The sequence below is a fragment of the Thalassolituus sp. LLYu03 genome (assembly GCF_050507655.1).
In the GTDB taxonomy this organism is placed as follows: Bacteria; Pseudomonadota; Gammaproteobacteria; order Pseudomonadales; family Oceanobacteraceae; genus Venatoribacter.
Window position 1 is genome coordinate 3,703,697 of record NZ_CP191496.1, and the last position, 22,451, is coordinate 3,726,147.

Annotated in this window: 19 protein-coding genes; 8 read left to right on the top strand and 11 right to left on the bottom strand. The window is 56.4% G+C overall.

Annotated features, from left to right (window positions below; translation table 11 throughout):
- Positions 1–126: 126 nt before the first annotated feature.
- The 3 genes from ACQUQU_RS16520 (at position 127) to ACQUQU_RS16530 (ending at position 1,980) form a co-directional block, all read left to right on the top strand.
- Positions 127–393 carry a YkoF family thiamine/hydroxymethylpyrimidine-binding protein gene (locus ACQUQU_RS16520; protein WP_430460808.1) on the top strand — a complete coding sequence of 89 codons (267 nt, stop codon included), beginning with the start codon at positions 127–129 and terminating at the stop codon, positions 391–393.
- Positions 394–472: 79 nt separating this feature from the next.
- Positions 473–1,135, top strand: a complete 663-nt coding sequence (pnuC, locus tag ACQUQU_RS16525) for a nicotinamide riboside transporter PnuC (RefSeq protein WP_430460809.1) — start codon at positions 473–475, stop codon at positions 1,133–1,135.
- A complete protein-coding gene (locus tag ACQUQU_RS16530; protein ID WP_430460810.1) occupies positions 1,132–1,980 on the top strand; it encodes a phosphotransferase in 849 nt (282 codons plus the stop codon). Before pnuC ends, ACQUQU_RS16530 begins: the two co-directional genes overlap by 4 nt.
- Positions 1,981–2,003: 23 nt before the next feature.
- Here the strand turns inward: ACQUQU_RS16530 and ACQUQU_RS16535 are convergent, their stop codons facing one another.
- Together ACQUQU_RS16535 and ACQUQU_RS16540 are read right to left on the bottom strand one after the other, a co-directional pair.
- Positions 2,004–2,945, bottom strand: a complete 942-nt coding sequence (locus ACQUQU_RS16535; protein ID WP_430460811.1) for a homoserine kinase — start codon at positions 2,943–2,945, stop codon at positions 2,004–2,006.
- 83 nt (positions 2,946–3,028) lie between these two features.
- A complete protein-coding gene (locus tag ACQUQU_RS16540) occupies positions 3,029–3,292 on the bottom strand; it encodes a DUF2782 domain-containing protein (protein WP_430460812.1) in 264 nt (87 codons plus the stop codon).
- 99 nt (positions 3,293–3,391) lie between these two features.
- On the opposite strand from ACQUQU_RS16540, the gene polA reads away from it, so the two are divergent.
- Positions 3,392–6,166: a DNA polymerase I gene (polA, locus tag ACQUQU_RS16545; protein ID WP_430460813.1), complete on the top strand. Its 2,775-nt coding sequence runs from the start codon at positions 3,392–3,394 to the stop codon at positions 6,164–6,166.
- A gap of 46 nt (positions 6,167–6,212) precedes the next feature.
- On the opposite strand, the gene ACQUQU_RS16550 is transcribed toward polA, so the two are convergent.
- The 9 genes from ACQUQU_RS16550 to ACQUQU_RS16590 form a co-directional block, all read right to left on the bottom strand.
- Positions 6,213–7,859 (bottom strand): hypothetical protein, encoded by a 1,647-nt coding sequence (locus ACQUQU_RS16550; protein ID WP_430460814.1) that lies wholly within the window; start codon positions 7,857–7,859, stop codon positions 6,213–6,215.
- A gap of 334 nt (positions 7,860–8,193) precedes the next feature.
- On the bottom strand, positions 8,194–9,252 hold the full coding sequence (locus ACQUQU_RS16555; protein ID WP_430460815.1) for an SMP-30/gluconolactonase/LRE family protein: 1,059 nt from the start codon (positions 9,250–9,252) through the stop codon (positions 8,194–8,196).
- A gap of 84 nt (positions 9,253–9,336) precedes the next feature.
- On the bottom strand, positions 9,337–9,606 hold the full coding sequence (locus tag ACQUQU_RS16560; RefSeq protein ID WP_430460816.1) for a hypothetical protein: 270 nt from the start codon (positions 9,604–9,606) through the stop codon (positions 9,337–9,339).
- Positions 9,607–9,701: 95 nt separating this feature from the next.
- Complete coding sequence (locus tag ACQUQU_RS16565) at positions 9,702–10,472, bottom strand: SDR family oxidoreductase (RefSeq protein WP_430460817.1); 771 nt, start codon at positions 10,470–10,472, stop codon at positions 9,702–9,704.
- 27 nt (positions 10,473–10,499) lie between these two features.
- A complete protein-coding gene (locus tag ACQUQU_RS16570) occupies positions 10,500–11,192 on the bottom strand; it encodes a histidine phosphatase family protein (protein ID WP_430460818.1) in 693 nt (230 codons plus the stop codon).
- The gene (locus tag ACQUQU_RS16575; RefSeq protein WP_430460819.1) at positions 11,192–12,301 is read right to left on the bottom strand and encodes a phosphotransferase family protein; all 1,110 of its coding nucleotides are present in this window, start codon (positions 12,299–12,301) and stop codon (positions 11,192–11,194) included. The genes ACQUQU_RS16570 and ACQUQU_RS16575 overlap by 1 nt, the downstream gene beginning before the upstream one ends.
- A gap of 1 nt (position 12,302) precedes the next feature.
- Positions 12,303–13,163 (bottom strand): SDR family oxidoreductase, encoded by an 861-nt coding sequence (locus ACQUQU_RS16580; protein ID WP_430460820.1) that lies wholly within the window; start codon positions 13,161–13,163, stop codon positions 12,303–12,305.
- A gap of 118 nt (positions 13,164–13,281) precedes the next feature.
- The gene (locus ACQUQU_RS16585; protein ID WP_430460821.1) at positions 13,282–14,505 is read right to left on the bottom strand and encodes an acyl-CoA dehydrogenase family protein; all 1,224 of its coding nucleotides are present in this window, start codon (positions 14,503–14,505) and stop codon (positions 13,282–13,284) included.
- Positions 14,506–14,635: 130 nt separating this feature from the next.
- Positions 14,636–16,327 (bottom strand): GGDEF domain-containing protein, encoded by a 1,692-nt coding sequence (locus ACQUQU_RS16590; protein ID WP_430460822.1) that lies wholly within the window; start codon positions 16,325–16,327, stop codon positions 14,636–14,638.
- A 290-nt stretch (positions 16,328–16,617) separates the two neighbouring features.
- On the opposite strand from ACQUQU_RS16590, the gene atzF reads away from it, so the two are divergent.
- The 4 genes from atzF (at position 16,618) to urtB (ending at position 22,447) form a co-directional block, all read left to right on the top strand.
- Positions 16,618–18,480, top strand: a complete 1,863-nt coding sequence (gene atzF / locus ACQUQU_RS16595; protein WP_430460823.1) for an allophanate hydrolase — start codon at positions 16,618–16,620, stop codon at positions 18,478–18,480.
- Between the two features lies 1 nt (position 18,481).
- Positions 18,482–19,180, top strand: coding sequence for a GntR family transcriptional regulator (locus tag ACQUQU_RS16600; protein ID WP_430460824.1), 699 nt, complete (start codon positions 18,482–18,484; stop codon positions 19,178–19,180).
- Positions 19,181–19,434: 254 nt separating this feature from the next.
- A complete protein-coding gene (urtA, locus tag ACQUQU_RS16605; RefSeq protein ID WP_430460825.1) occupies positions 19,435–20,742 on the top strand; it encodes an urea ABC transporter substrate-binding protein in 1,308 nt (435 codons plus the stop codon).
- An 82-nt stretch (positions 20,743–20,824) separates the two neighbouring features.
- Positions 20,825–22,447: an urea ABC transporter permease subunit UrtB gene (urtB, locus tag ACQUQU_RS16610; RefSeq protein WP_430460826.1), complete on the top strand. Its 1,623-nt coding sequence runs from the start codon at positions 20,825–20,827 to the stop codon at positions 22,445–22,447.
- Positions 22,448–22,451: the final 4 nt, after the last annotated feature.

Consider the following 22,451-nt stretch of genomic DNA (forward strand, 5'->3'; position numbering starts at 1 on the left):
GCGCTTGAAGCCAGAGGCTTGAAGCTGGACGCTTGGCTTCAGGCTTCAGGCTTCAGGCTTCAGGCTTCAGGCTTCAGGCTTCAGGCTTCAGGCTTCAGGCTTCAGGCTTTTACAACGGAGACCCCAATGGAAATCTCAGTAGAAATCAGCAAGTACCCACTGGCGGATGATTACATTCCCTACATCAAAGATTTTATCGATCGCCTGAACGCAGTCGACGGTATCAGCGTGGTCACCAATACCATGAGCACTCAGGTGTTCGGCGATTACGATCTGGTGATGGATACCTTAAAGACCGAAATCAAACGCAGCTGGGAAACCTTCGGTCGTTCGATTTTTGTGTGCAAATTTATTGGCCGTAATTTAGACCCGGCGCTGAATCCACACGGATGATGCTTCCGGCTTCCGGCTTCCGGCTTCCGGCTTCCGGCTTCCGGCTTCCGGCTTCCGGCTTTAACCCAAGGACCCCAATATGACCGATATCTGGAACAGTATTGAACAGGCCGTCCAGGCCATGAGCATCTGGGAAGTGATCGCCGTTGCCCTCGGTGTTGCATACCTGCTGCTGGCCATGAAGCAGAGCATCTGGTGCTGGTACGCTGCGTTTTTCAGCACCGCGATTTTCGTCTGGCTGTTCTGGGATGTCAGCCTGCTGATGGAATCCGCGCTCAATGTGTACTACCTGATTATGGCCGTGTACGGCTGGTGGTTGTGGCGTTCTGGCGCGCAGGAGCAGGAATTACCCATTCAGTCGTGGGGTGCGAAGCAACACCTGCTGGCCATTGCCGCTGTCATCACCATGAGTTTAATCAGCGGTTATTTACTGGCGGAAAATACGCACGCCGTCATGCCGTATCTGGACTCCTTCACCACCTGGGGTGCGGTGCTCACCACCTGGATGGTGGCGAAAAAAGTGCTGGAAAACTGGCTTTACTGGATCGTGATTGATGGCGTTGCGATTTTCCTCTACACCGACCGCGAGCTGTATTTAACCGCACTGCTGATGGTGATTTATGTGGTGCTGGTGATCATTGGCTGGTTTAAATGGTTACCCCTTTATAAACAACAGCAGTCGCAGGACCGCGGCGTAAAAGCCACGCCTGCGGCCTGGCAAGTGGGTGAAAAACTACCGTGATAGAACAGATTCTGAGTGAATGGGAGGCGTGGCATCTGTGCGCCACACCGCCGGTGCGGGCGCAGCTGAAACCTCTGCCTGGCGGCCTGACCAATCAATGTTTTTTGCTCACGCTCGGCAGTGGCCAGTACGTGCTGCGTATTGAAGGGCAGAATTCCGGCGCACTGGATATTAACCGTCATTCGGAATGGCTGGTGCACCGGCTGGTGGCAGGTAAGGGATTAACACCAACCGTGCGTTACCGTTCGGCGCCTGATCGCGCCGACGGCGTGCATTACTGGATTCGTGATTACGTGCCCGGCCATTCACTGCGAGCCGACGAATTAACCTTAAACCGCTTAATGCAGATGGCGGCGCAGCTGAGTTTGTTGCACGACATTAATCCACCAGACGATGTGCCGCAGCTCAGCATCAGCGCCAAAGCCAGCCACTACTGGAATATCATCAGCGCCAATACCCGCAACGACGAATTACTCGCGCTGCGCGCGCCGCTGCAGAGCGTGCTGGGTGGTGTGCCCGACAAGCGTCTTTGTCTGTGCCATATGGACCCGCTGCCTGCGAACTGGATTCTCACACCGGACGATGATCTGGTACTGCTCGACTGGGAATACGCGGCCATCGGCCATCCGCTGTGGGACATCGCCGCCCTGCTGCAGAACGCCGGGCTGAACGAAGAAGACGAATCCAAAGTGCTGTATGCCTACGGCATCCGCGACGACCGCGCCTGGGCGTTAGCGCGCGAACAGATGAACTACCTCAGTGCCCTCTGGTATGGCGCGCAGGGCATCTGGAGTGAGCGGGAACTGGATGTTTATTTGCGTGGTTTGCTGGCGTTAAGCAGTTAAAACAAGCAGCGAAAAATCAGCGGTTAAATGGCTGAACGACGTACGATTAATTTACGCATAAATTCCGCCGGATCTTTCTGCAGTGCCATTTCCCCCGCTTGCTGCTGTTGCAGGCGGCGGGTTAATAAACGGCTCAGCCAGAAGCGCAGGGCCGCGCCTCTTAATACTAAATTCCAGCCTGCTTTTTCGTCGCTGTTGAATGGCCGCACACTTTCGTAGCCAGCAAGCAAAGCGTCCACACAGCCGTCTTTCCACACGCCGTTTTTATCGCAGCACCAGTCGTTGGCGACGACGGCTACATCGTACAAAAGAGCACCGGCGGCAGCGTTGTATAAATCGAGAATGGCGCCGACATCGCCAGCGGCGGTGAACAGGGCGTTATCGTGGAATAAATCGCCGTGAATCCAGCCGTGTGGTAAGGCCAGCCACTGTTCGCGGTGTGAGGTCTGAAACGTGAGTTCATCGGCCAGCAGGGTTTGTTCGTCGGCGGATAAATCGCGCGCCAGTTCCGGCCCCACACTGACCCACCAGTCGTAAGCGCGGCCGTCGATGCGGTTGGTTGGTAAGTCGGCGGCGGCCAGATGCAGTTGCGCCAGCGCGCGGCCGATATTGTGGCAATGCCCGGCTTGCGGGTCGTGAATATGTTCGCCCGCCAGACGCTGGCAGAGGATGGCCGGCCGGCCTTTCAGTTCATGCAGCCACTGGCCGCTTGTGTCGTCGATGGGTGCCGGAACCTGCAGGCCTTTACTGCCCAGATGGCGTGCCAGACCAACAAACGCCCGCACTTCATCCGCCGGGTTGTGCTCGAACAGGGTCAGTACAAACTCGCCCTTGCTGGTCGTCACAAAGTAGTTGGTGTTCTCGATGCCGGCCGTGATGCCTTTATGTGAAACGAGCGTACCCAAACTGAAGCGGGCCAGCAGTTCGCTGATGTCCTGAGCGCTGAGCGAGGTGTAAACAGACATGGGAAACCAGAACCGGAGTTAGCGGGAGTGATGAGGGGTCACTATAACCGTCGTCCATGACGGTTGTAAGGCGGCAATGTGGACTACCAGCGGAAAATAACCCACTTAGGTACGCGCATGCTTGGGTTGTCTTTGCGCACGAAATCGCCGTCTTCCTGTTCAGACGGAATCAGGTAGTAGGCCGGGCCTTTGATCGGCACCACTTTGATTTCGCTGATTTCGCCGTTGATGCGGAATTCGTAGTAGGTGTTGTCGCCATCGTTGCGGATGGTAACGGTTTCGGCCGGGTCTTGGGCGACACTGAGGCCGCTGAGCAGCAGCGCCGGCGTCATCAGTAATGCGGTCATAAGTTGACGGGGCTTCATGGTAAACTCGCCTCAGTTTGTTTTTCCGATTCCGCCATTGTACGTCGTCAGTGGCGGAAACCCCAGACCAGGAATTGCCCTATGTCCAAGCCAGTCGTACTCGTTGACGGATCTTCCTACCTGTTCCGTGCCTTTCACGCCATCCCCTTGCTGACTAACTCAAAAGGTCTGCACACCAATGCGGTGAAAGGCGTGATCAGTATGATCCGCAAACTGCAGAAAGATTTTGACGGGTCGCAACTGGTGGTGGTGTTCGACGCCAAGGGCAAAACCTTCCGCAACGATATTTACCCGGATTACAAAGCCCATCGCCCGCCGATGCCGGACGAACTGCGTGAGCAGATTGAGCCGATTCACAACATCATCCGCGCCATGGGGCTGCCGCTGCTGATTGTCGAAGGGGTTGAGGCCGACGATGTCATCGGCACGCTGGCGGCGCAGGCCATTGAACACGATCAGAGTGTGGTGATTTCCACCGGCGATAAAGACATGGCGCAGCTGGTGAACTCCCACGTGTCACTGATCAACACCATGACCGATACCCGTCTGGATGTGGATGGCGTTAAAGAAAAATTCGGCGTACCGCCCGAGCACATTGTCGATTACCTGGCGTTAATGGGCGACAAGGTGGACAACATTCCGGGCGTGCCGAAAGTGGGCGAAAAAACCGCCGTGGGTTTAGTTGCCGGACTGGGCAGTCTGGAAGATATTTACGCCAACCTCGATAAGGTGGCCGCCCTCGATTTTCGTGGTGCAAAAACCATGGCCCCTAAACTTGAGGAGCACAAAGAGCAGGCGCTGTTATCGAAAGTGCTGGCCACCATTAAGTGCGATGTGGAACTCGGCTTTACCCTGCCGGAAATCAGGAACACAGACACCGACGTCAGCGCGCTGTTAGAGCTGTTCCGCACCATGGAATTCAAAGCCTGGATCGCCGAGTTCAGTGCAGCGGCAGACGGAACCCCAGCGTTTGAATTATCCGCGTCGGCGGGCCCTGCGGATGAGGCTGCCGCCGTCGTTAATCTGCCCGCGGCCTTTGCCGGTGAAACACAGTACGAGATTATTTTTAATCAGGCCGATCTGGAACGCTGGCTTGAGGTACTGAAAAAAGCCGAATTGTTCGCCTTCGATACCGAAACCACCTCGCTCAATTACAAAGAAGCGCGCATCGTTGGTGTGTCGTTTTCCGCCGAAGCCGGTAAAGCCGCGTATGTACCGCTGGCCCACGATTACGACGGCGCGCCTGCGCAGTTAAACCGCGAAGACGTGCTGGCGCAGCTGAAGCCACTGCTGGAAAGCGAGCAGCACAAAAAAGTCGGCCAGCATATGAAATACGATATGCACGTGCTGGCGAATCACGGCATTCACCTGCGCGGTGTGCAGTTCGACACCATGCTCGAATCCTACGTGCTGGATTCCGTTGCCACCCGGCACGATATGGACAGCCTGTCGCTCAAGTATCTGGGCCACAGCACCATCACCTTCGAAGACATTGCCGGTAAAGGCGCCAAGCAGCTGACCTTTAATAAAATCGATATCGAAAAAGCCGGTCCTTACGCCGCTGAGGATGCCGATATTACCCTGCGTCTGCATCAGCGCTTATGGCCCGAGCTGGAAGCTGTGCCCGCATTAAAAGCCGTGCTCACTGACATCGAAATGCCAGCCATGCCTGTGCTGTTTGAAATGGAAGAAAACGGCATGCTGATCGACGCCGACCGTCTGCACGAGCAGAGTCAGCAGATTGATCAGCGCCTGCAACAACTGGAGCAGGAAGCCCACAACGTTGCGGGTCAGGTGTTTAATCTCGGCTCGCCGAAACAGCTGGGTGAAATTCTGTTTACCAAACTCGGTTTGCCGGTGAAAAAGAAAACGCCGACCGGCGTGCCGTCCACCGCCGAAGAGGTGCTGCAGGAACTGGCCGACGACGGCCACGAATTACCTCAGCTGCTGATGGAATACCGAGGACTGGCAAAATTAAAAAGCACTTACACCGATAAATTACCGGCCATGATCGCTCCGGATACCGGGCGTGTGCATACCTCCTATCATCAGGCGGTGGCAGCCACCGGGCGTTTATCGTCTACCGACCCGAACCTGCAGAACATACCGGTGCGCTCAGAAGAAGGCCGCAAAATCCGCCAGGCCTTTATTGGCCGCGACGGCTACAAACTGGTAGCGGCCGACTACAGCCAGATTGAACTGCGCATCATGGCGCATTTATCCGGTGACGACAGTTTGTTGCAAGCCTTTGCCGACGGTCGCGATATTCACCGTCATACGGCGGCGGAAGTATTCGGTGCCACCGAAGCCGAGGTAACCGACAACCAGCGCCGCGCCGCCAAGGCGATTAACTTCGGTCTGATTTACGGCATGTCGGCCTTTGGTCTGGCCAAGCAGATTGGTGTCGGCCGTGGCGAAGCGCAGGATTATGTGAACCTGTATTTCCAGCGTTATCCGGGCGTGCGTGACTACATGGACCGCACCCGCGAACAGGCGAAAGAAAAGGGGTACGTTGAAACTATTTTCGGCCGCCGTTTATACCTGCCTGAAATCCGCAGTAAAAACGTACCGCGTCGTCAGCACGCCGAACGTACCGCGATTAACGCGCCGATGCAGGGTACGGCCGCCGATATTATCAAACGTGCCATGATTGCCGTTTCTTCGTGGCTGAAAACAGCGGACTTCGACGCCCGCATGTTAATGCAGGTACACGACGAACTGGTACTGGAAGTGCGCGCCGATCAGGCCGACGCCTTTGCCGCAGAACTGAAGCAGCAGATGCAGGATGCCGCCGAATTAAAGGTGCCGCTGGTGGTAGAAGCCGGTATTGGTGATAACTGGGAGCAGGCGCACTAGCGCCGAAGATTAAGGCGCCGTCTGGCGCCTTTGCCGCAACCAGAGATCAGTTCAGCCAGCCAACGCGTGCAGACACACCGGATATGTTGTCTTTCGTACTGCGAAGGCCAATACCGGAGAGGATGCTATGATCTGGCTGAAACAGTTGATTGTCTGCGGGCAGAAAATTCTCAAGGGTCAGCGTCATTTCCGAGCCTTTGCCATCGGAGTAATGGACTGTATCCCCTACTAACTGGCGAGTTTCAGGGTCCCATTGCCGCGCGGCAGCATGAACAGCAGCAATGTTGTTTTTTCTGACCCTGCTGCTCAAACCAGTAAGCACATAGCCATCGGGCACCTCAACATAACGCTCGTATCCCGATCCGCACTGCAGGTATTGAATTTCGTCCAGTGAACCGTCGGCCAGTACGTTGCGGTAACCTATACGTATACCTTTGACGTCATCTTTATGGACACGGGCACCAAATCCCACTATCACGGATGACGAAGGTGCATTACAAAACGTCTCGTAACCACCACGTCCGATATCGAGAGTGAAATTGTTGTAAACGGATACACTGGTTTCAGGAATATCGATGTATTCCAGATTGTTCAGAGTATTAACTTTCTGAAGTACGCACTCGGAGGTATTGTCGTAGCAAGTTAGCAGTGATCTTTCAAGATAACTCAGGTTTTCCGTGATACGTGTGATGAGTTCCTTGTACAGATCGGTCTTATTTTCAGCGTCTACAGATTGTGAGGTTCCCCGAACTTCGATCTCATGTAAGAGTTGATGCTGGTGAATGAGCTCATCGATTAATTCCTGTCGTGCCGATAAAACATCTTCAGGTGTGCTGAGCAGAGGTATGTCAGTGCTTACGCTGTCGGAATAGCGCACGGGATACGCGGCGGTATAAGCTGCGTTTTCGCCTGATGACTGATAAATAGCCCCATTCGCTGCTGTATAAGCTGCAATATTGTCAAAGATACTAACGCAGTCGCTGCTATCACAGTAAACCGAGCCAGTCGTCAGCAAATTACCAATCGCCAAAGAGCTTCCGCCTTGCTGGCTGAGGGTGATGCCGATGGTCGTACCATCACCGTATTTTTCCAGAACAGTATTGACGGATGACTTCAGGGTTTGCATATCGGTGATCGTCGCACTGTCGGTCGTATCAAAGACTTTCTTGTAGGAAGGGTTTGAAAAGCCGAATGTAACGCTCAGATCAAACTGAACACCAGCGTCGATTTTACTTATAAAATGGTCTCCACAAATCCGGGAGAAGGCCTGAGGGGATGTACTCAGTGCTGATTGCGCCAAGGCGGTGACGGATTCCGGCTTGAAAATCCAGTATCCCGTCTTGAACTTTTTCTGGAAGCGGATGACCGTTGAGTAATCACTGCTGCTTACGCTTCTGAAGTTCGCAGTCATTTCCGACGACAGCAGAATACTGCGAAAGTCAGCAGCGTCATCAAACTTGGGGGACAGGTCGGAAAGCATTTCAATGGCTGGTGCGTCTTTCAAACGTTCCAGCGGCTGGTATGAATCCACATATTCCTCGAAAACTTCAGTGCCTGTCAGGCATCCGATGGCCATAACAGACTGACTCTGGGAGTTGAATGCTCCACCTGGGAAAATTCCTTCGGCGGTAACGGAAGCTGCTGCAGAGGTAAATATTAGTGATACTAAAGAACTCAGTACGAAATTTTTCACGGCGGGTCTCCTTGTGCCGCCCGCGATTCTTATTATAGATATTGGATTTGTCAATTGTGTGAGTGCGAGTCCCCCGTGGCGTTAATCGTAAAGCAGATTCTTCGGCGGGCTGCAGGAAATACCATGGGGAGGTAGATCGATAGATACTTTTCAGCAGAACGGAAGCAGCAGATGCAGGATGCCGCCGAATTAAAGGTGCCGCTGGTGGTAGAAGCCGGTATTGGTGACAACTGGGAGCAGGCGCACTGATCGCCTGCTGACTAAAAAATGGGCTCACCGGCCCCGGAATCTGCATTGGCAGGAAGCGGGTGAGCGTTTATTCCGTATCGGTTTCTTAATACGCCAGCTTACCAATCACGCCCATGTGCAGGGTGCCGAGATATAAGCCGTTGTCTTCTGGTTGCACTGACGTCACCTCACCAATGGCGACGGCGGCCTGGTCGTGCAGGCTTTGCAGTATCATCCCGTTTTCATCAATCTGCAGAATTAAGCCGTACGGCTTTGGCACAGGTGCAATTTCTTTCGGTAATTTTGCCAGCAGATTTTTCACCCACGGCTGATCGTGGAACTGGTCAACAATCTTGGGACGCAGGCCATACATAGCAACCCAGTAGGTGCCGTTGGCGGCGCGGGCAATGCCGTCGGGCATACCGGGTAATTTGTCGAGCAGTACCTCTTTTTCACCGGCTTTAGGGCCGCTCAGCCACACCTTGCTGATGCGGTAGGTGAAGGTTTCATTGATCAGCACATAGCTCTGGTCGGCGGATACGGCGACACCGTTGGCAAAGGCCAGCTCATCGGCCAACAGGGTCAGTGAATTATCGGCCGGATTCAGGGCGAACAGGCGGCCCGACGGGCGTCCGTCCAGAACGTCCAGCACAATGTCGCTCAGCGGGTAGCGGTTACTGGCATCGGAAAAATAAATGGTGCCATCGGCACCGATATCCACATCATCGACCACGCCCAGATGCTTGCCTTTAAACTGGTCGGCCAGAACGCGCAGGTTGCCCTGCGGGCTCATGCTCAGCAGACCTTTTTCAGCATCGGCGATGATCAGATTCTGCTGCGCATCAAAATGCAGTCCCAGCGGACGGCCGCCGGTATTGACCAGAGTTTCCCAACCCGAGTACGCGCATTTACGCATAATGCTGCCGTCCAGTGTGCCTGTGTACAGGCAGCCGAGTTGATCGCGGGCCACGTCCTCGCCACCGCGCTTTCCTTCCGGCAGCGCGATCAGCTGTGTGCTTTGCAGGGCATCGTTCACCGTCAGTGCGCCGGCAAACGGCAGCGGGCGTGAAACGCTGACGGCAACCGAATCGATGGGGGATGGCATGGCCACCAGAGCGGCGGCAATGATCAGAATCAGCAGGAACAGTGAGAGCAGGAATTTCATGTCAGGCTCCGGGTATTATTATTTTTCTCAGTGTACCGGAGCGGCTGTGAATGTGTCTGGTTATTTAAGGCCGCCAACCCCAGATTAAATGGATTTTGCGCGTTGTTTTTTGCGTTTAAGAATCACCAGGCTGATGCCGGTAACCGCGGCAAAACCAATAAAGGCCGGCAGCACGCTCAGCAGGTAGGGCGTAAGCCCCAGTTGCGAAACATAGAGGGAAATCGCATCCCAGTGATGCACTTCAAAACGTTCGCCGCTTTCAATATTACGGCCACTGACGGTGGCGGTCGCCAGGCTGAAAATCAGGGTCAGTAACAGACCTGAGAGGAGCGAAACAGGCAGGATAAACTTCATGGGGGTGTCCGGTTAACCTAATACCGGAACTATAAAGAGCCGCCGACAAGGCGGCGATAGTAATACGCCGCTTTGTCGGTCGATCTTTTAATGCGTTATACCAGCAGGTAACCGCCGTCGACGTTAATCGCCGCGCCTGTGGTGTAGCTGGACGCATCAGACGCCAGATACAGCACGGTGCCCGCCATTTCTTCCGGCATGGCGACGCGCTTCATCGGAATGTGCATCATGGCCATTTTCAGGATGGCGTCGTTGCTGGTCAGGGTGCTGGCAAACTTGGTGTCGGTCAGGCCTGGCAGCAGGGCGTTCACGCGGATGCCCAGTTGTGCGCATTCTTTGGCGAAGGTTTTGGTCATGGCAATCACAGACGCCTTGGTGATGGAGTAAATGCCCTGCATATCACCCGGAATCACGCCGTTAACCGACGCCACGTTAATGATGGAGCCGCCGCCGTTTTTCTTCATCAGTTTGGCGCCCATGGACGACATAAAGAAATAACCGCGAATGTTTACGTCGACGGTTTTCTGGAACGCGCCTAAGTCGGTATCCAGCACGTGGCCGAAGTAAGGGTTCGCGGCGGCGTTATTCACCAGAATATTCAGCTTGCCGTGTTTCTCTTCGATGGTTTTGAAGCAGGCTTCGATCTGCTCCATTTCACCAATGTGGCAGGCCAGCGCTTCGGCTCTGCCGCCGGCTTCAGCAATTTCATCCACTACGCGCTGACAGTCGTTCAGTTTGCGGCTGGAGACAATGACGTGGGCGCCGCTGGCGGCCAGCAGTTTGGCGATGCTTTCACCGATACCACGGCTGGCACCGGTCACCAGAGCAACGCGGCCGGACAGGTTAAACAGTTCTTGTGGGTTCATAGGGGCTCCCTTGTTATTGTTTACCGCTCAGCGGTAAGTCAGAAAATGTTTTCCGGCCTGCGCCAGATGTTGTTGTTCATTAAACGATGCCAGGCTGACCTTGCCGCTGCTGTTGTACAGCAGCTGGGTAATGCCGCCGTTCAGCAGTGTCCAATTCAGGTCGAAGGCTTTGTCGTGACTCAGCCCGAGGCAATACTGAGCAATGGCCGTTATCGGACCGCCCGAGGTAAACACCACGGCGTTGCGTCCTTCGGCGGCAAGCATGAGTTCGCGCAGCGCTTCCCGCACCCGTGCGGTAAAGGCGCTCCACGATTCGATATAGTCGCCGTCATGCTGGCCGCCGGTCCAGCGTTCAATGGCCTGTGAAAATAATTCCTGAAAGGCTTTGCGCTTATTCGGCTGCGCCAGAATCCATGCGCCTAACACGGCCTTGTTTTTAAACTGCGGAAAGGCACAGGCGATAATGTCGTCCGAGTCGAATTCGTTAAAGCCGGCCATTTCAATGGTGGGCCCATACGCCGGCCAGTGTTTCTGTGCGCCGGCCATGGTTTCACGGTGACGTTGCATGGCACCGTGCACCACGCGGTGCGCTTCTACGCCGCGCAGCGCCAGCGACTTACCCACCAGTTCGCCCTGCAGATGACCGGTGTCCGACAGCTGATCGTAATTCAGCTTGCCGAAACCGGCCTGACCGTGGCGCACCAGGTAAATACTGGCCATTATTGAAACCCGTTTTTGCGCGCCGCTTTCATGATGCGGTTGCAGCGCCAGTTCAGGTAATGCACGAAGAACCAGAAGTTTTTAAACGCCGGGTTATCGGTTTGTTTGTGGTGATAGCGGTAGTAAATCTGTTGCACGATCACGGCAAGACGGAATAAACCGAATACTTCGTAAAATGGCCAGAGTTTGGCGTCGAGGCCCATTTTATCGCAGTAATAATCCACGATTTCCTGACGGGTGAGCATGCCCGGCAGATGGCTAGGCTGGCGACGGATAGAACGCATTAAGGCGTCGTCGCCGGCTTCTACCCAGTAGGCCAGTGCGCCGCCGAGGTCCATCAGCGGATCGCCCAGCGTGGCCATTTCCCAGTCGAGCACGCCGATAATTTCGCCCGGGTTGTCCGGGTTCAGAACCACGTTATCCATACGGTAATCGTTGTGGATAATGCAGGTTTTCACATCGGCCGGCATGTTGGCCTGCAGCCATTTCATGGTCTTTTTAAAACCCGGTACGTTCCAGGTTTTGGACTTGGTATAACGGCCACTCCAGCCTTCGACCTGACGCTGCACATAGCCCGCGCCTTTGCCCAGATCATCCAGACCGTTGGCCTGATAGTCGACTTTGTGCAGGTCGATGAGTTTGTCGAATACCGAAATGCACAGGTCGCGCGCCTGTTCTTTGCTGAGCGTCATGCCGCGGGGCAGATTGCCGCGTGGAATAATGCCGCGCATGCGTTCCATGACGTAAAAATCGCTGCCGACCACGCTCTGGTCTTCGCAGAAGGCGATCATTTTCGGCACGTACGGATACACGGGTTTCAGCCGCTGCATAATGCTGTATTCGCGCTTCATATCGTGCGCGCCGGCGGCTTTATGCCCAGCCGGTGGACGGCGCAGAATTAAGTCCCTGTATTGGGCGTTGGGGGCGTACTGGTCAGCGTATTTCAGGTGGTAGGTCAGGTTGGAGGCACCACCGGAAAATTGTTTTACTTCGGGTAGCGCATCACCGTAGTCGTGTCCCTGTGCTTTCAGCCAGTTGTGCACCGCCTGAATATCAAAGGCGTCGCTGTCGCGCAGAGCCTTGGCTTCGTCAATGAACTGCTGACTCATCTCAGGCTCCTGATTTTTCACCGACCGGCAGATCGGTGCCGGAGGCAAAAGCTTTGCGCTGGTCTTCGCGTTTTTTCAGACCCTGCGCCATGCTCAGCATGCCTTTGTTAAACAGGAACGGCAGGTATTTTTTGAAGAAATACGCACGGCGGCCAGCCGGGTGCGGATTGCAGATTTTTTCGTTTTTCAGCAGCGCTTTGTAGGCGGCGTCGGCGATGTCGTCGGCGTCCAGTGCTGAGGCTTCAAATACTTTATCCACGAATTTGAGCATGTCCGGATCGGAGGTTTTCATGCCGTGGTTGAGGTTGGTGCGGAAGAAGCCCGGGCACAGTGCGGTTACGTGAATACCGTACGGCATGAGTTCAAAGTGCATGGTTTCGGAGATGGCCACCACAGCGGCTTTGGTGGCGTTGTACGACGACATGGACGGCGCTTTCAGCAGACCGGCCAGAGACGCGACGTTGATAAAACCACCATGACCCTGCTGCTTCATCAGCGGGGTGAAGGTACGGCAGCCCAGTGCCACGCCTTTCAGGTTGATGTCGATGATCCAGTCCCACCAGGCCCAGTCACCGGCGTCGATGCGGTCACCGGTGGCGACACCGGCGTTGTTGATCACCACGTCGATGCCTTTCCAGCGGCTGTTCACTTCGTCACGCAGGGTGTTCCACGCCGCTTCGCTGCGCACGTCCAGTTCATGGATCCAGCCTTTGCCGCCGGCTTTTTCGACCATGTTCAGGGTTTCAGCCGCACCGCCCATGTTGATGTCGGCGATGCAGATGTCCGCACCTTCTTTGGCATAGCGCAGGGCCAGTGCACGACCCAGTCCGCTGGCGGCGCCAGTGATCAGTACCTTTTTCATCCCGTATCCTCAAATGCGTAGCGGCAGTTTGTCTGCCGCGAATTATTATGTTGTAACTAATGGCCTGTTAAGGGGCTTTTGTGACATATGCGCGGCCGTCAGACGGCCGCAGGCAGCCTCAGGCGTCTTTCATATACTTTTTGTATTTCATCATCTCGATCTTGGCGATCAGACCGCGGTGCACTTCGTCCGGGCCGTCGGCCAGACGCAGGGCGCGGGCGGCAGTGAACAGACCGGTCAGCGGGAAGTCTTCCGACAGACCACCACCACCGTGCATCTGCATGGCGGCGTCGATGATCTGCTGGGCCATGTTCGGTGCGATCACTTTGATCTGAGAGATTTCACTCATGGCGCCCATGGCGCCGACTTTGTCGATCATCCACGCGGCCTTGAACACCAGCAGACGGGCCTGTTCGATGTTCATTCGCGCGTCGGCGATGATGTCGCGGTTACCACCCAGATTCACCAGTGGCTTATGGAACGCGGTGCGGCCGGCGGCGCGGATGCACATCAGCTCCAGTGCTTTTTCGGCCATGCCGATTAAGCGCATGCAGTGGTGAATACGGCCTGGTCCAAGACGACCCTGAGCGATTTCGAAACCACGGCCGGGGCCGGCGATGATGTTGGACAGGGGTACACGCACGTTGGTGAAGCTCACTTCGCCGTGACCGTAAGGCTCATCGTAGAAGCCGAACACCGGCAGCATGCGCTCGATTTTTACGCCCGGCGCATCGAACGGAAACAGCACCATAGAATGCTGCTGGTGACGCGGTGCATCCGGGTTGGTCAGGGCCATGAAGATACCGACTTTGCAGTTCGGGTGACCCACGCCTGTGCTCCACCATTTGCGGCCGTTCAGTACCACTTCGTCGCCTTCGACGATGGCGGTGGCTTCCATGTTGGTGGCATCCGATGACGCCACGCCCGGTTCGGTCATGCAGAAGGCCGAACGGATTTCACCGGCCAGCAGGGGCTTCAGCCATTTTTCCTGCTGTTCCGGCGTGCCGTATTTTTCCAGCACTTCCATGTTGCCGGTGTCCGGCGCGTTGCAGTTGAAGATTTCCGGAGCAATGAACGAGCGGCCGGTCAGCTCAGCGACGGCGGCGTATTCCAGCGTGCTCAGGCCGGCACCATGGTGCTCGTCCGGCAGGAACATATTCCACAGGCCAGCGGCTTTGGCTTTGGCTTTCAGCTCTTCGATGATGGGCAGCACCACCCACTTGTTGTCCAGGCTGTGCAGTTCGCGCAGGTAGGCTTCTTCCACCGGCTCGATTTCATTCTTCATGAATTCTTTAACGCGCTTGATGTAGTCCTGCGCTTTGGGGGAATGCTGAAAATCCATACTGACCTCTTTCAGGTGGAAAGTGACGTGATGGATTCAGTGTAATCAGACGGTTTTTATAGATGAACTGAATAATCTGAATAACAGTAAATAAGCTGGACTTATAGAAAGGCAGCCAGCGCAACAGCGCTCAGCCCGACAGATAGCGGTCGCGGCCGGCTTCTTTGGCCTGATACATGGCCTGATCGGCGGCGGCCAGCAGATCGGTGAGGGTCGTGCCCGGTTGCGCCAGCTTGCTGCCGGCACTGATGGTCACCGGCAGACGCTCGCCCTGATCGGTGTGCAGTTCCAGTTCACGTACGGCGGCACACAGGCGGCGGCCCAGCTGATCGAGCAGCGGCTGCTGATTGGTTTTGATCAGCAACAGAAACTCATCACCGCCCCAGCGCGAGGCGAAATCATACGGCCGGATATGGCTGCGGATGATGTGCGCGGTCGACTCCAGCGCGGTGTCGCCGGCGTTGTGACCGAAGGCATCGTTCACCACCTTAAAGCCGTCGAGATCCAGCCAGAGAATGCCGAACGGCGTGTGTTCGCGCTCCAGCCGCGCCATTTCCAGTTCCAGCTGCTGCATCATGCCGCGCCGGTTGAGCAGGCCGGTGACCGGGTCGGTAAGCGTTTGCTTTTCCAGTTCTTCGGTGCGCTGCCGCACCCGGGTTTCGAGGCGTTCGCGTGCTTCCAGCACTTCGTCACCCATCTGAATAAAGTGCTTCATCAGGCGGCCGACTTCGCCCTGGGTGTGGTCAGGGAAGGCGCTGTCCACCGGCTTGCCGGCACGCAGGGTGTCGATGGCGTTTTCCAGCTGCGCCAGCGGCCGCATGACCTGCCGGTTAAGCACCAGATTAAACAGCAGCAGCGACACAAAAATGCTGAAGCCGGCCAGCAGGAATATGCGGTTGAAGGTGCTGAGCGGCAGCAGGGTATCGGGCTCAAGCAGGGTCATCACGTACCAGTCCACCTCGGGCAGATAAATCACCCCGGCCAGATGCTCTTCGCTCTCGAACAGCAGCTGCGTGCTGATGACCGAACCGGGTGCCGCCATGGCGCTGGCCAGCACCTGACGGATGCGCGTTTCACTGTCATGGCCACCCAGCAGCTGCCAGATGGTTTTCCGTTCGGCGGCGGCTTTGGTGATGCTGTTGAAATCGATCTGGCTGATGTCGGCTGACATCTGCACCGCGCCTTCGTGATCGAAGAACAGGTTGTGCACACCGGGCTCCGGTGCGGTCGAAAACTGGCGGATAAAGTCGCTGAGGTCGAGGCCGGTGCCGATCACGCCTAGGATGCGGTCGCCATCGCGCAGCAGCACGTCGATCCAGAGTTTGGTGACCTTGAGCGGAATGTCCGGGTTTACGTTCAGGTGAATGTCGCGGTTCTGGTTGATGATGCTGTAGAACCAGCGGTCGTCCGGGTTATCGCTGCGCAGGCTGTAGCGGTATTCCTGACCGGCGTATTCGTTGGCGGCGTTGTTGTGGTAGTAGTCGCCGCTGCTGAGCAGGGCGACGAAGTAACTGTGGTCGGCAAAGTTGTGGCGGTAGGCTTCGAGTTCGGTGAGGGCCGCCTGCTTTTTCGCAGCGTTGTGCTCGTCCAGCGCCCAGTTGCGCACCATCTGCGAATTGGCCAGCTGCCGGGCCAGTGCGACCTCGCGGATGATGGGCTGCAAGGCCCGTTCTTTTTCAAGTTTGACCTGAGTCTCGAAGCTCTTCAGTGCCCACTCTTTCAGCACCGACATCGTCACCTGCTGGCTCAGAAACCAGATGCCGGCGGCGGACAGCACCATCAGCACGGCGGTCAGTAACAGGATGCGGGGCTTAAGGTTCATCGTCGGGTCCGACCTTGGATACGCCAATAGAAGTGCCCTAAGAATAGACTTGTCAGCGGCCACTGTAAGCCTGAGTCCGCCGGAATCTTGCCCGGCGTCAGGCCTTGCCCTTAAACAGCGCCCGACTGAGCTGTGACGATGCGTTTCTGACTGGCTTGCTTCGTTTTGGTGCGCGCCTGTGCTGTGCCGGTTGCCCAGAGCCCGCATAAACCGGGTTCTGTCTGGTTGGACGGCGCTGGCACGATTCCCGCTCTGCATCTTGTATACAAGTTTGCACACAAGGGTAACCCATGACGACTTCAAACGGACGCGCACAGGCTGGCTGGACACTCAAAGACTGGCGCACGGCCTACCGCGCAGGCGCTCAGGCCAGTGAATTACTCGGCGCCCTGCTGCACTGGGTGCGCAGTGAAGAAAGCACCACTAACGGTTTGCGCAGCGGCTCGGCCTGGATCGAACTGGCCTCGGATGCGCAGCTGGCCAGCCAGCTGACGGCTCTGGCAGCGCTGGAGCAGGCACAGGGTCGCGCTGCGCTGCCGCTGTACGGCGTGCCGTTTGCGGTGAAAGACAACATCGACGTGGCTGGTTTCAGCACCACCGCCGCCTGCCCTGAGTTTGCTTTCAAACCAGACGCCGACGCAGAGGTCGTGCGCGTGCTGAAAGCCGCTGGGGCCATTGTGCTGGGCAAAACCAACCTCGATCAGTTCGCCACCGGCTTAGTCGGTGCGCGCTCGCCTTACGGCGCTGTGCCGAATGCCTTTAACGGCGACTACATCAGCGGCGGCTCCAGCTCCGGTTCCGCCACCGCCGTGGCGCGCGGTTACGTGGCTTTCGCACTGGGCACCGACACCGCCGGTTCCGGGCGCGTGCCGGCCGGGTTCAATCATATCGTGGGGCTGAAGGCGAGCATTGGCGCACTCAGCACCCGTGGCGTGCTGCCGGCCTGCCGCAGTCTCGATTGCGTGTCGGTGTTTGCACTGACCAGCATCGACGCTGAACAGGTGCTGGCGGTGGCCGGCGTGTACGACGCCGAAGATCCGTATTCGCGTGCGCTGGGCAGCAGCCCGCTGCGCAGCATCCGCCGTCTGGCCATTCCGCAAGCGGCGCCCTGGTTTGGCGACGAGCAGCAAAAAGCGGCGTGGGAAAAAGCCGTCGGCAATGCCGAAGCGCTGGGCTATGAGCTGGTGGAAACCGACTTCTCCCTGCTGTGGGAGCTGGCAGCGTTGCTGTATCAGGGCCCCTGGGTGGCGGAACGCTACGCCGCCGTGGGTGAGTTCCTCGAGCAGGATCTGCCGGGTATCGACCCTGTGGTGAAAGGCATTATTACCGGCGGCCAGAAAGCCCTGAACGGCGCGAATCTGGGCTCCGCAGTAGACGCTTTCCGTGCCGAATACCGCCGTAAAGAACTGGTGCGCGCCATCGCCGACCTGTTCGCGCAGTTTGATGCGCTGCTGGTGCCGACCGCGCCGCATTTCCCGACTCACGCGGCGCTGGCCGCTGAGCCTGTGACCATCAACAGTCAGATGGGCACCTACACCAACTTCGTGAATCTGGCCGATCTGGCGGCTGTTTCGGTGCCGGCCAACATGCGCGCCGACGGCCTGCCGTTTGGCATCACTGTGATTGCCCCGGCCTTCAGCGAGTCGGCGTTAATGGCCTTTGCCGCACACTGGCAGGCGGCGCTGAAATTACCGACCGCCCCCGTCATGCTGGGTGCGCGCGGCGATGACTCCGTGGTGGTGGCCGTGGTCGGTGCGCACCTGACCGGCATGCCGCTTAATCATCAGCTCACCAGCCGCAACGCCGTGCTGCTGGAGCAGACCGTCAGTGCGAAAAAATACCAGCTGTACGCCCTCGCCAACACTGTGCCGCCGAAGCCGGGCCTAGTACGTGTGAACGATGCGTTGCTGGCCGACGGTTCGCAGGAAGGGCACGAAATCATCGTCGAACTGTGGCGACTGGATGTGGCGGCGTTCGGCAGTTTCGTTGACGAAATTCCGCGCCCGTTGGGCATAGGCACGCTGGAGCTGGCCGATGGCCGTCTGGTGAAAGGCTTTATCTGCGAACCGGAAGTGGTGGCCGATGCACGCCACATCAGCGAGTTCGGAGGCTGGCGCGCGTTTATTCAGCATCTGAAAGCGCAGCAGGCCTGATATGAGCCGCGCCGCCAGCGTTGCCGAACGCATTTATCAGCAACTGAAAGACGATATTTTCGATTTTCAGTTGCTGCCCGGCGACCGCTTCAGCGAAAGCGAAATTGCCACGCGCATGAACGCCAGCCGCACACCGGTACGGGAAGCTCTGTACCGGCTCGAGCGCGACGGTTATGTGCAGGTGCATTTCCGCAGTGGCTGGCAGGTGCGGCCTTTTGATTTCCGTTATTTCGAAAATCTGTACGAAGTGCGCACGCTGCTGGAAACCGACGCCGTGCGTTTCCTCGCGGCACAGAACGACCGCGGGGCGCGCCTCGCTGAACTCACATCGGTGTGGTGTGTCGCCGCCGGGGAACGGTTGTCGGCCAGTGACGACGTAGCGCGACTGGATGAGGATTTTCATTTCGCGCTGGTGAGCGCGCGCGGCAATCAGGAGATGGCGGCCATTCACCGCGACGTGTGCGAACGGCTGCGCATTATCCGCCGCCTCGACTTTACCCAACCCGACCGTATCGGCGTGACCTACGATGAACACGCGCACATTCTGCGCCTGATTCTGGCCGGTGACGCCGTGCGCGCGAATGTGGCGCTGAGTGCGCACATTGAATTAAGCAAAAACACGGTGCGCACCATAACTTTGCACCGTATTCAGCAGGCCAAACAACTCTACAACCTGAATATCCGCATAAACGATGGCTGATTAAATCCGCCATTTCCGGTTTTGCACCACAACAGGGATGGCGTGAATTAAATCTGTGCAATGTCAGTGCGCGCTGCGCGCAATAAAGCCAAAAACACGCCGGCAGGGCCACTTTTTGCCCGGAATTCAGGATTTTTTCAGGAAATTAACTTGGTACAGCCTTTGCTGAATGGTCTGGGCAAGCTACCCACTTCAGTTGCGACGGCGTTGTCGGCAACCGGGAAAAACTCACAAAAGAAAAGAAGGATGGACTCATGAAAAAACTGGGACTCAAGACCCTGGGCAAAGCGACTCAGGTGCTGACCATGGCCACTCTGGCGGCTGGCATCAGTCTGGCGAACGCCGCTGACACCATTAAAGTCGGTGTGCTGCACTCTCTGTCCGGTACCATGGCGATTTCCGAAACCACACTGAAAGACACCGTGCTGATGATGGTGGACGAGCAGAACAAAAAAGGCGGTCTGCTGGGTAAAAAGCTGGAAGCCGTTGTGGTTGACCCTGCGTCTAACTGGCCACTGTTTGCGGAAAAAACCCGCGAGCTGCTGGAAAAAGACAAAGTGGATGTGATTTTCGGTTGCTGGACTTCTGTGTCCCGTAAATCCGTTCTGCCGGTGATTGAAGAACTGAATGGTCTGATGTTCTACCCGGTTCAGTACGAAGGTGAAGAGTCTTCTTACAACGTGTTCTACACAGGTGCAGCACCTAACCAGCAGGCCATTCCCGCGGTGGATTACCTGATGAACGAAGTGGGCGTTAAGCGCTGGGTTCTGGCGGGTACCGACTACGTATACCCACGCACCACCAACAAAATTCTGGAAGCCTACCTGAAGTCCAAAGGTGTGGCCGACAAAGACATCATGATCAACTACACCCCGTTTGGTCATTCCGACTGGCAGACCATTGTGTCTGACGTGAAAAAATTCGGCAGCGCCGGTAAGAAAACCGCTGTGGTTTCTACCATCAACGGCGACGCCAACGTGCCTTTCTACAAAGAACTGGCCAACCAGGGCGTGAGCGCGGAAGACATTCCTGTGGTGGCTTTCTCTGTGGGTGAAGAAGAACTGTCCGGTTTTGATACCAAGCCTCTGGTTGGTCACCTGGCAGCATGGAACTACTTCATGAGCGCCGACAGCAAAGAGAACGAAGCCTTCATCAAGGAATGGCACAAGTTCATCAAGAGCGACAAGCGCGTAACCAACGACCCGATGGAAGCCACGTACATTGGTTTCAACATGTGGGCCAAAGCGGTTGAGAAAGCCGGCACCACCAACGTCGATAAAGTGGAAGATGCCCTGATCGGTATTTCCGTTCCTAACCTGACTGGCGGCATGGCCGTGATGAACAAAAACCACCACCTGAGCAAGCCGGTACTGATCGGTGAAATTCAGGAAGATGGTCAGTTCGACATCGTCTGGTCAACCGACGGTGTGGTTCCGGGTGATGCCTGGACTGACTACCTGCCAGAAAGCAAAAACCTGATCTCCGACTGGACCGCGCCAATCAAGTGCGGCAACTACAACACAGTGACCAAAACCTGTGGTGGCGCTGTAGCCGGCGAGTAAGTGAGCCGGGCCTGCTCAGCCGGGCAGGCCCCGGATCCTCCGCGCCCGCGGAGGACTTATCTTCCCGACAGGATTAATTTTCATGATGAAATATGGCATGCAGGCAATGATAGGCCTGGTGTGGCTACTGTGCGCTGTGCTCGCACTGGCCGATGAGCCGGCACAGGATCTGAACACGCTGAGCACTCAGCTGGTCAGCGCCGGATTTAAAGAAAAAGCCGAGATTGCAGGCCAGATGGCCGCGCTCGATGACGAACGTGTTCTGCCCCTTCTGAATGCCATGCTCGATGGCAAACTGAATTACCGCAAAGACAACGAACAGCTGGTGATTGTCGCCGACGATGATTCACTGGCGTACGCCCTGTCCAGCGACCCGGTGGGTGATCTGGATAAACGCGACACCAAAAAAATCAGTGTGAATAACTCACTGCGTATCGCGTTGCGCGCCCTGATTTCTGAAGCTCAGATCAGCTCCCGTCATGCGGATGTGCGCATGGACGCAGCGCTGACCTTCCTTAAAAACAGCCAGGAAGTTGCACCTGATCTGGTGCTGGCGGCGCACAAAAAAGAAACCGACGGCGACGTAAAAAACGTGCTGACCCAAGTTCTGGCGCTGATCGATCTGAACGATGCTGACGCGGAAAAACGTCTGGGCGCGCTGACTGCGCTCGATGGCTCTCTGTATCCGGAAGTGCGCGCCGGCCTGAACCAATTTATTCAGGCCTTTTCCGACGACGATAAAATCAGCCGTAAAGCCGAATATGAACAAGCGCAGAATGTGCTGAAAGACATCGAGAAACTGGTGTCGGTGAACGGCTATATCGAAAACCTGTATTTCGGCCTCGCGCTGGGCGCGGTGCTGTTGCTGGCGGCCATTGGTCTGGCCATCACCTTTGGTGTGATGGGCGTGATTAATATGGCGCATGGCGAAATGATTATGCTCGGTGCTTACACCACTTATGTGGTTCAGCAATTAATGCCGGAGCATATTGGGTTGTCGCTGGTGGTTTCTATTCCGGCCGCCTTTCTCGTGTCCGGCGCCGTGGGTGTGGCCATTGAGCGTGGTGTGATCCGTCATCTGTATGGTCGTCCGCTGGAAACCCTGCTGGCGACCTTTGGCATCAGTCTGATTCTGCAGCAGGCGGTGCGTTCGATTTTCAGCCCGTTAAACCGTGAAGTGGCGACACCCGACTGGATGGCCGGCACCTTCATGATTAACCCGGCGCTGGAGCTGACCTGGAACCGTCTGTACATCATTATTTTCAGTTTAATGGTGCTGGCCCTGCTGGCGCTGGTGCTGAAGCGCACCCTGTTCGGTCTGCAGATGCGGGCGGTGACCATGAACCGGCCGATGGCCAGTTCTATGGGTATCCGCACCGGCTGGGTGGATGCACTGACCTTTGGTCTGGGTTCCGGTATTGCCGGTATCGCCGGTGTGGCGTTATCGCAGCTCACCAACGTGGGTCCGAATCTGGGTCAAGCCTATATCATCGACTCCTTTATGGTGGTGGTGTTTGGCGGTGTCGGTAATTTGTGGGGCACCCTGGTAGCCGCGATGTCGCTCGGTGTTGCCAATAAAATTTTCGAACCACTGGCAGGTGCCGTGCTGGCCAAAATCTTTGTGCTGGTATTCATCATTCTGTTTATTCAGAAACGACCACGCGGCCTGTTCGCGCTGAAAGGTCGTGCTGTCGAAAATGCGTAAGGAG

Coding starts and splice junctions, on each gene's coding strand:
- ACQUQU_RS16535 (WP_430460811.1), bottom strand. CDS start 2,945: ATGTCTGTTTACACCTCGCTCAGCGCTCAGGACATCAGCGAACTGCTG.
- ACQUQU_RS16600 (WP_430460824.1), top strand. CDS start 18,482: ATGAGCCGCGCCGCCAGCGTTGCCGAACGCATTTATCAGCAACTGAAA.
- ACQUQU_RS16565 (WP_430460817.1), bottom strand. CDS start 10,472: ATGAACCCACAAGAACTGTTTAACCTGTCCGGCCGCGTTGCTCTGGTG.
- ACQUQU_RS16575 (WP_430460819.1), bottom strand. CDS start 12,301: ATGAGTCAGCAGTTCATTGACGAAGCCAAGGCTCTGCGCGACAGCGAC.
- ACQUQU_RS16585 (WP_430460821.1), bottom strand. CDS start 14,505: ATGGATTTTCAGCATTCCCCCAAAGCGCAGGACTACATCAAGCGCGTT.
- ACQUQU_RS16560 (WP_430460816.1), bottom strand. CDS start 9,606: ATGAAGTTTATCCTGCCTGTTTCGCTCCTCTCAGGTCTGTTACTGACC.
- pnuC (WP_430460809.1), top strand. CDS start 473: ATGACCGATATCTGGAACAGTATTGAACAGGCCGTCCAGGCCATGAGC.
- ACQUQU_RS16540 (WP_430460812.1), bottom strand. CDS start 3,292: ATGACCGCATTACTGATGACGCCGGCGCTGCTGCTCAGCGGCCTCAGT.
- atzF (WP_430460823.1), top strand. CDS start 16,618: ATGACGACTTCAAACGGACGCGCACAGGCTGGCTGGACACTCAAAGAC.
- ACQUQU_RS16555 (WP_430460815.1), bottom strand. CDS start 9,252: ATGAAATTCCTGCTCTCACTGTTCCTGCTGATTCTGATCATTGCCGCC.
- ACQUQU_RS16520 (WP_430460808.1), top strand. CDS start 127: ATGGAAATCTCAGTAGAAATCAGCAAGTACCCACTGGCGGATGATTAC.
- ACQUQU_RS16580 (WP_430460820.1), bottom strand. CDS start 13,163: ATGAAAAAGGTACTGATCACTGGCGCCGCCAGCGGACTGGGTCGTGCA.
- urtA (WP_430460825.1), top strand. CDS start 19,435: ATGAAAAAACTGGGACTCAAGACCCTGGGCAAAGCGACTCAGGTGCTG.
- ACQUQU_RS16590 (WP_430460822.1), bottom strand. CDS start 16,327: ATGAACCTTAAGCCCCGCATCCTGTTACTGACCGCCGTGCTGATGGTG.
- polA (WP_430460813.1), top strand. CDS start 3,392: ATGTCCAAGCCAGTCGTACTCGTTGACGGATCTTCCTACCTGTTCCGT.
- ACQUQU_RS16570 (WP_430460818.1), bottom strand. CDS start 11,192: ATGGCCAGTATTTACCTGGTGCGCCACGGTCAGGCCGGTTTCGGCAAG.
- urtB (WP_430460826.1), top strand. CDS start 20,825: ATGATGAAATATGGCATGCAGGCAATGATAGGCCTGGTGTGGCTACTG.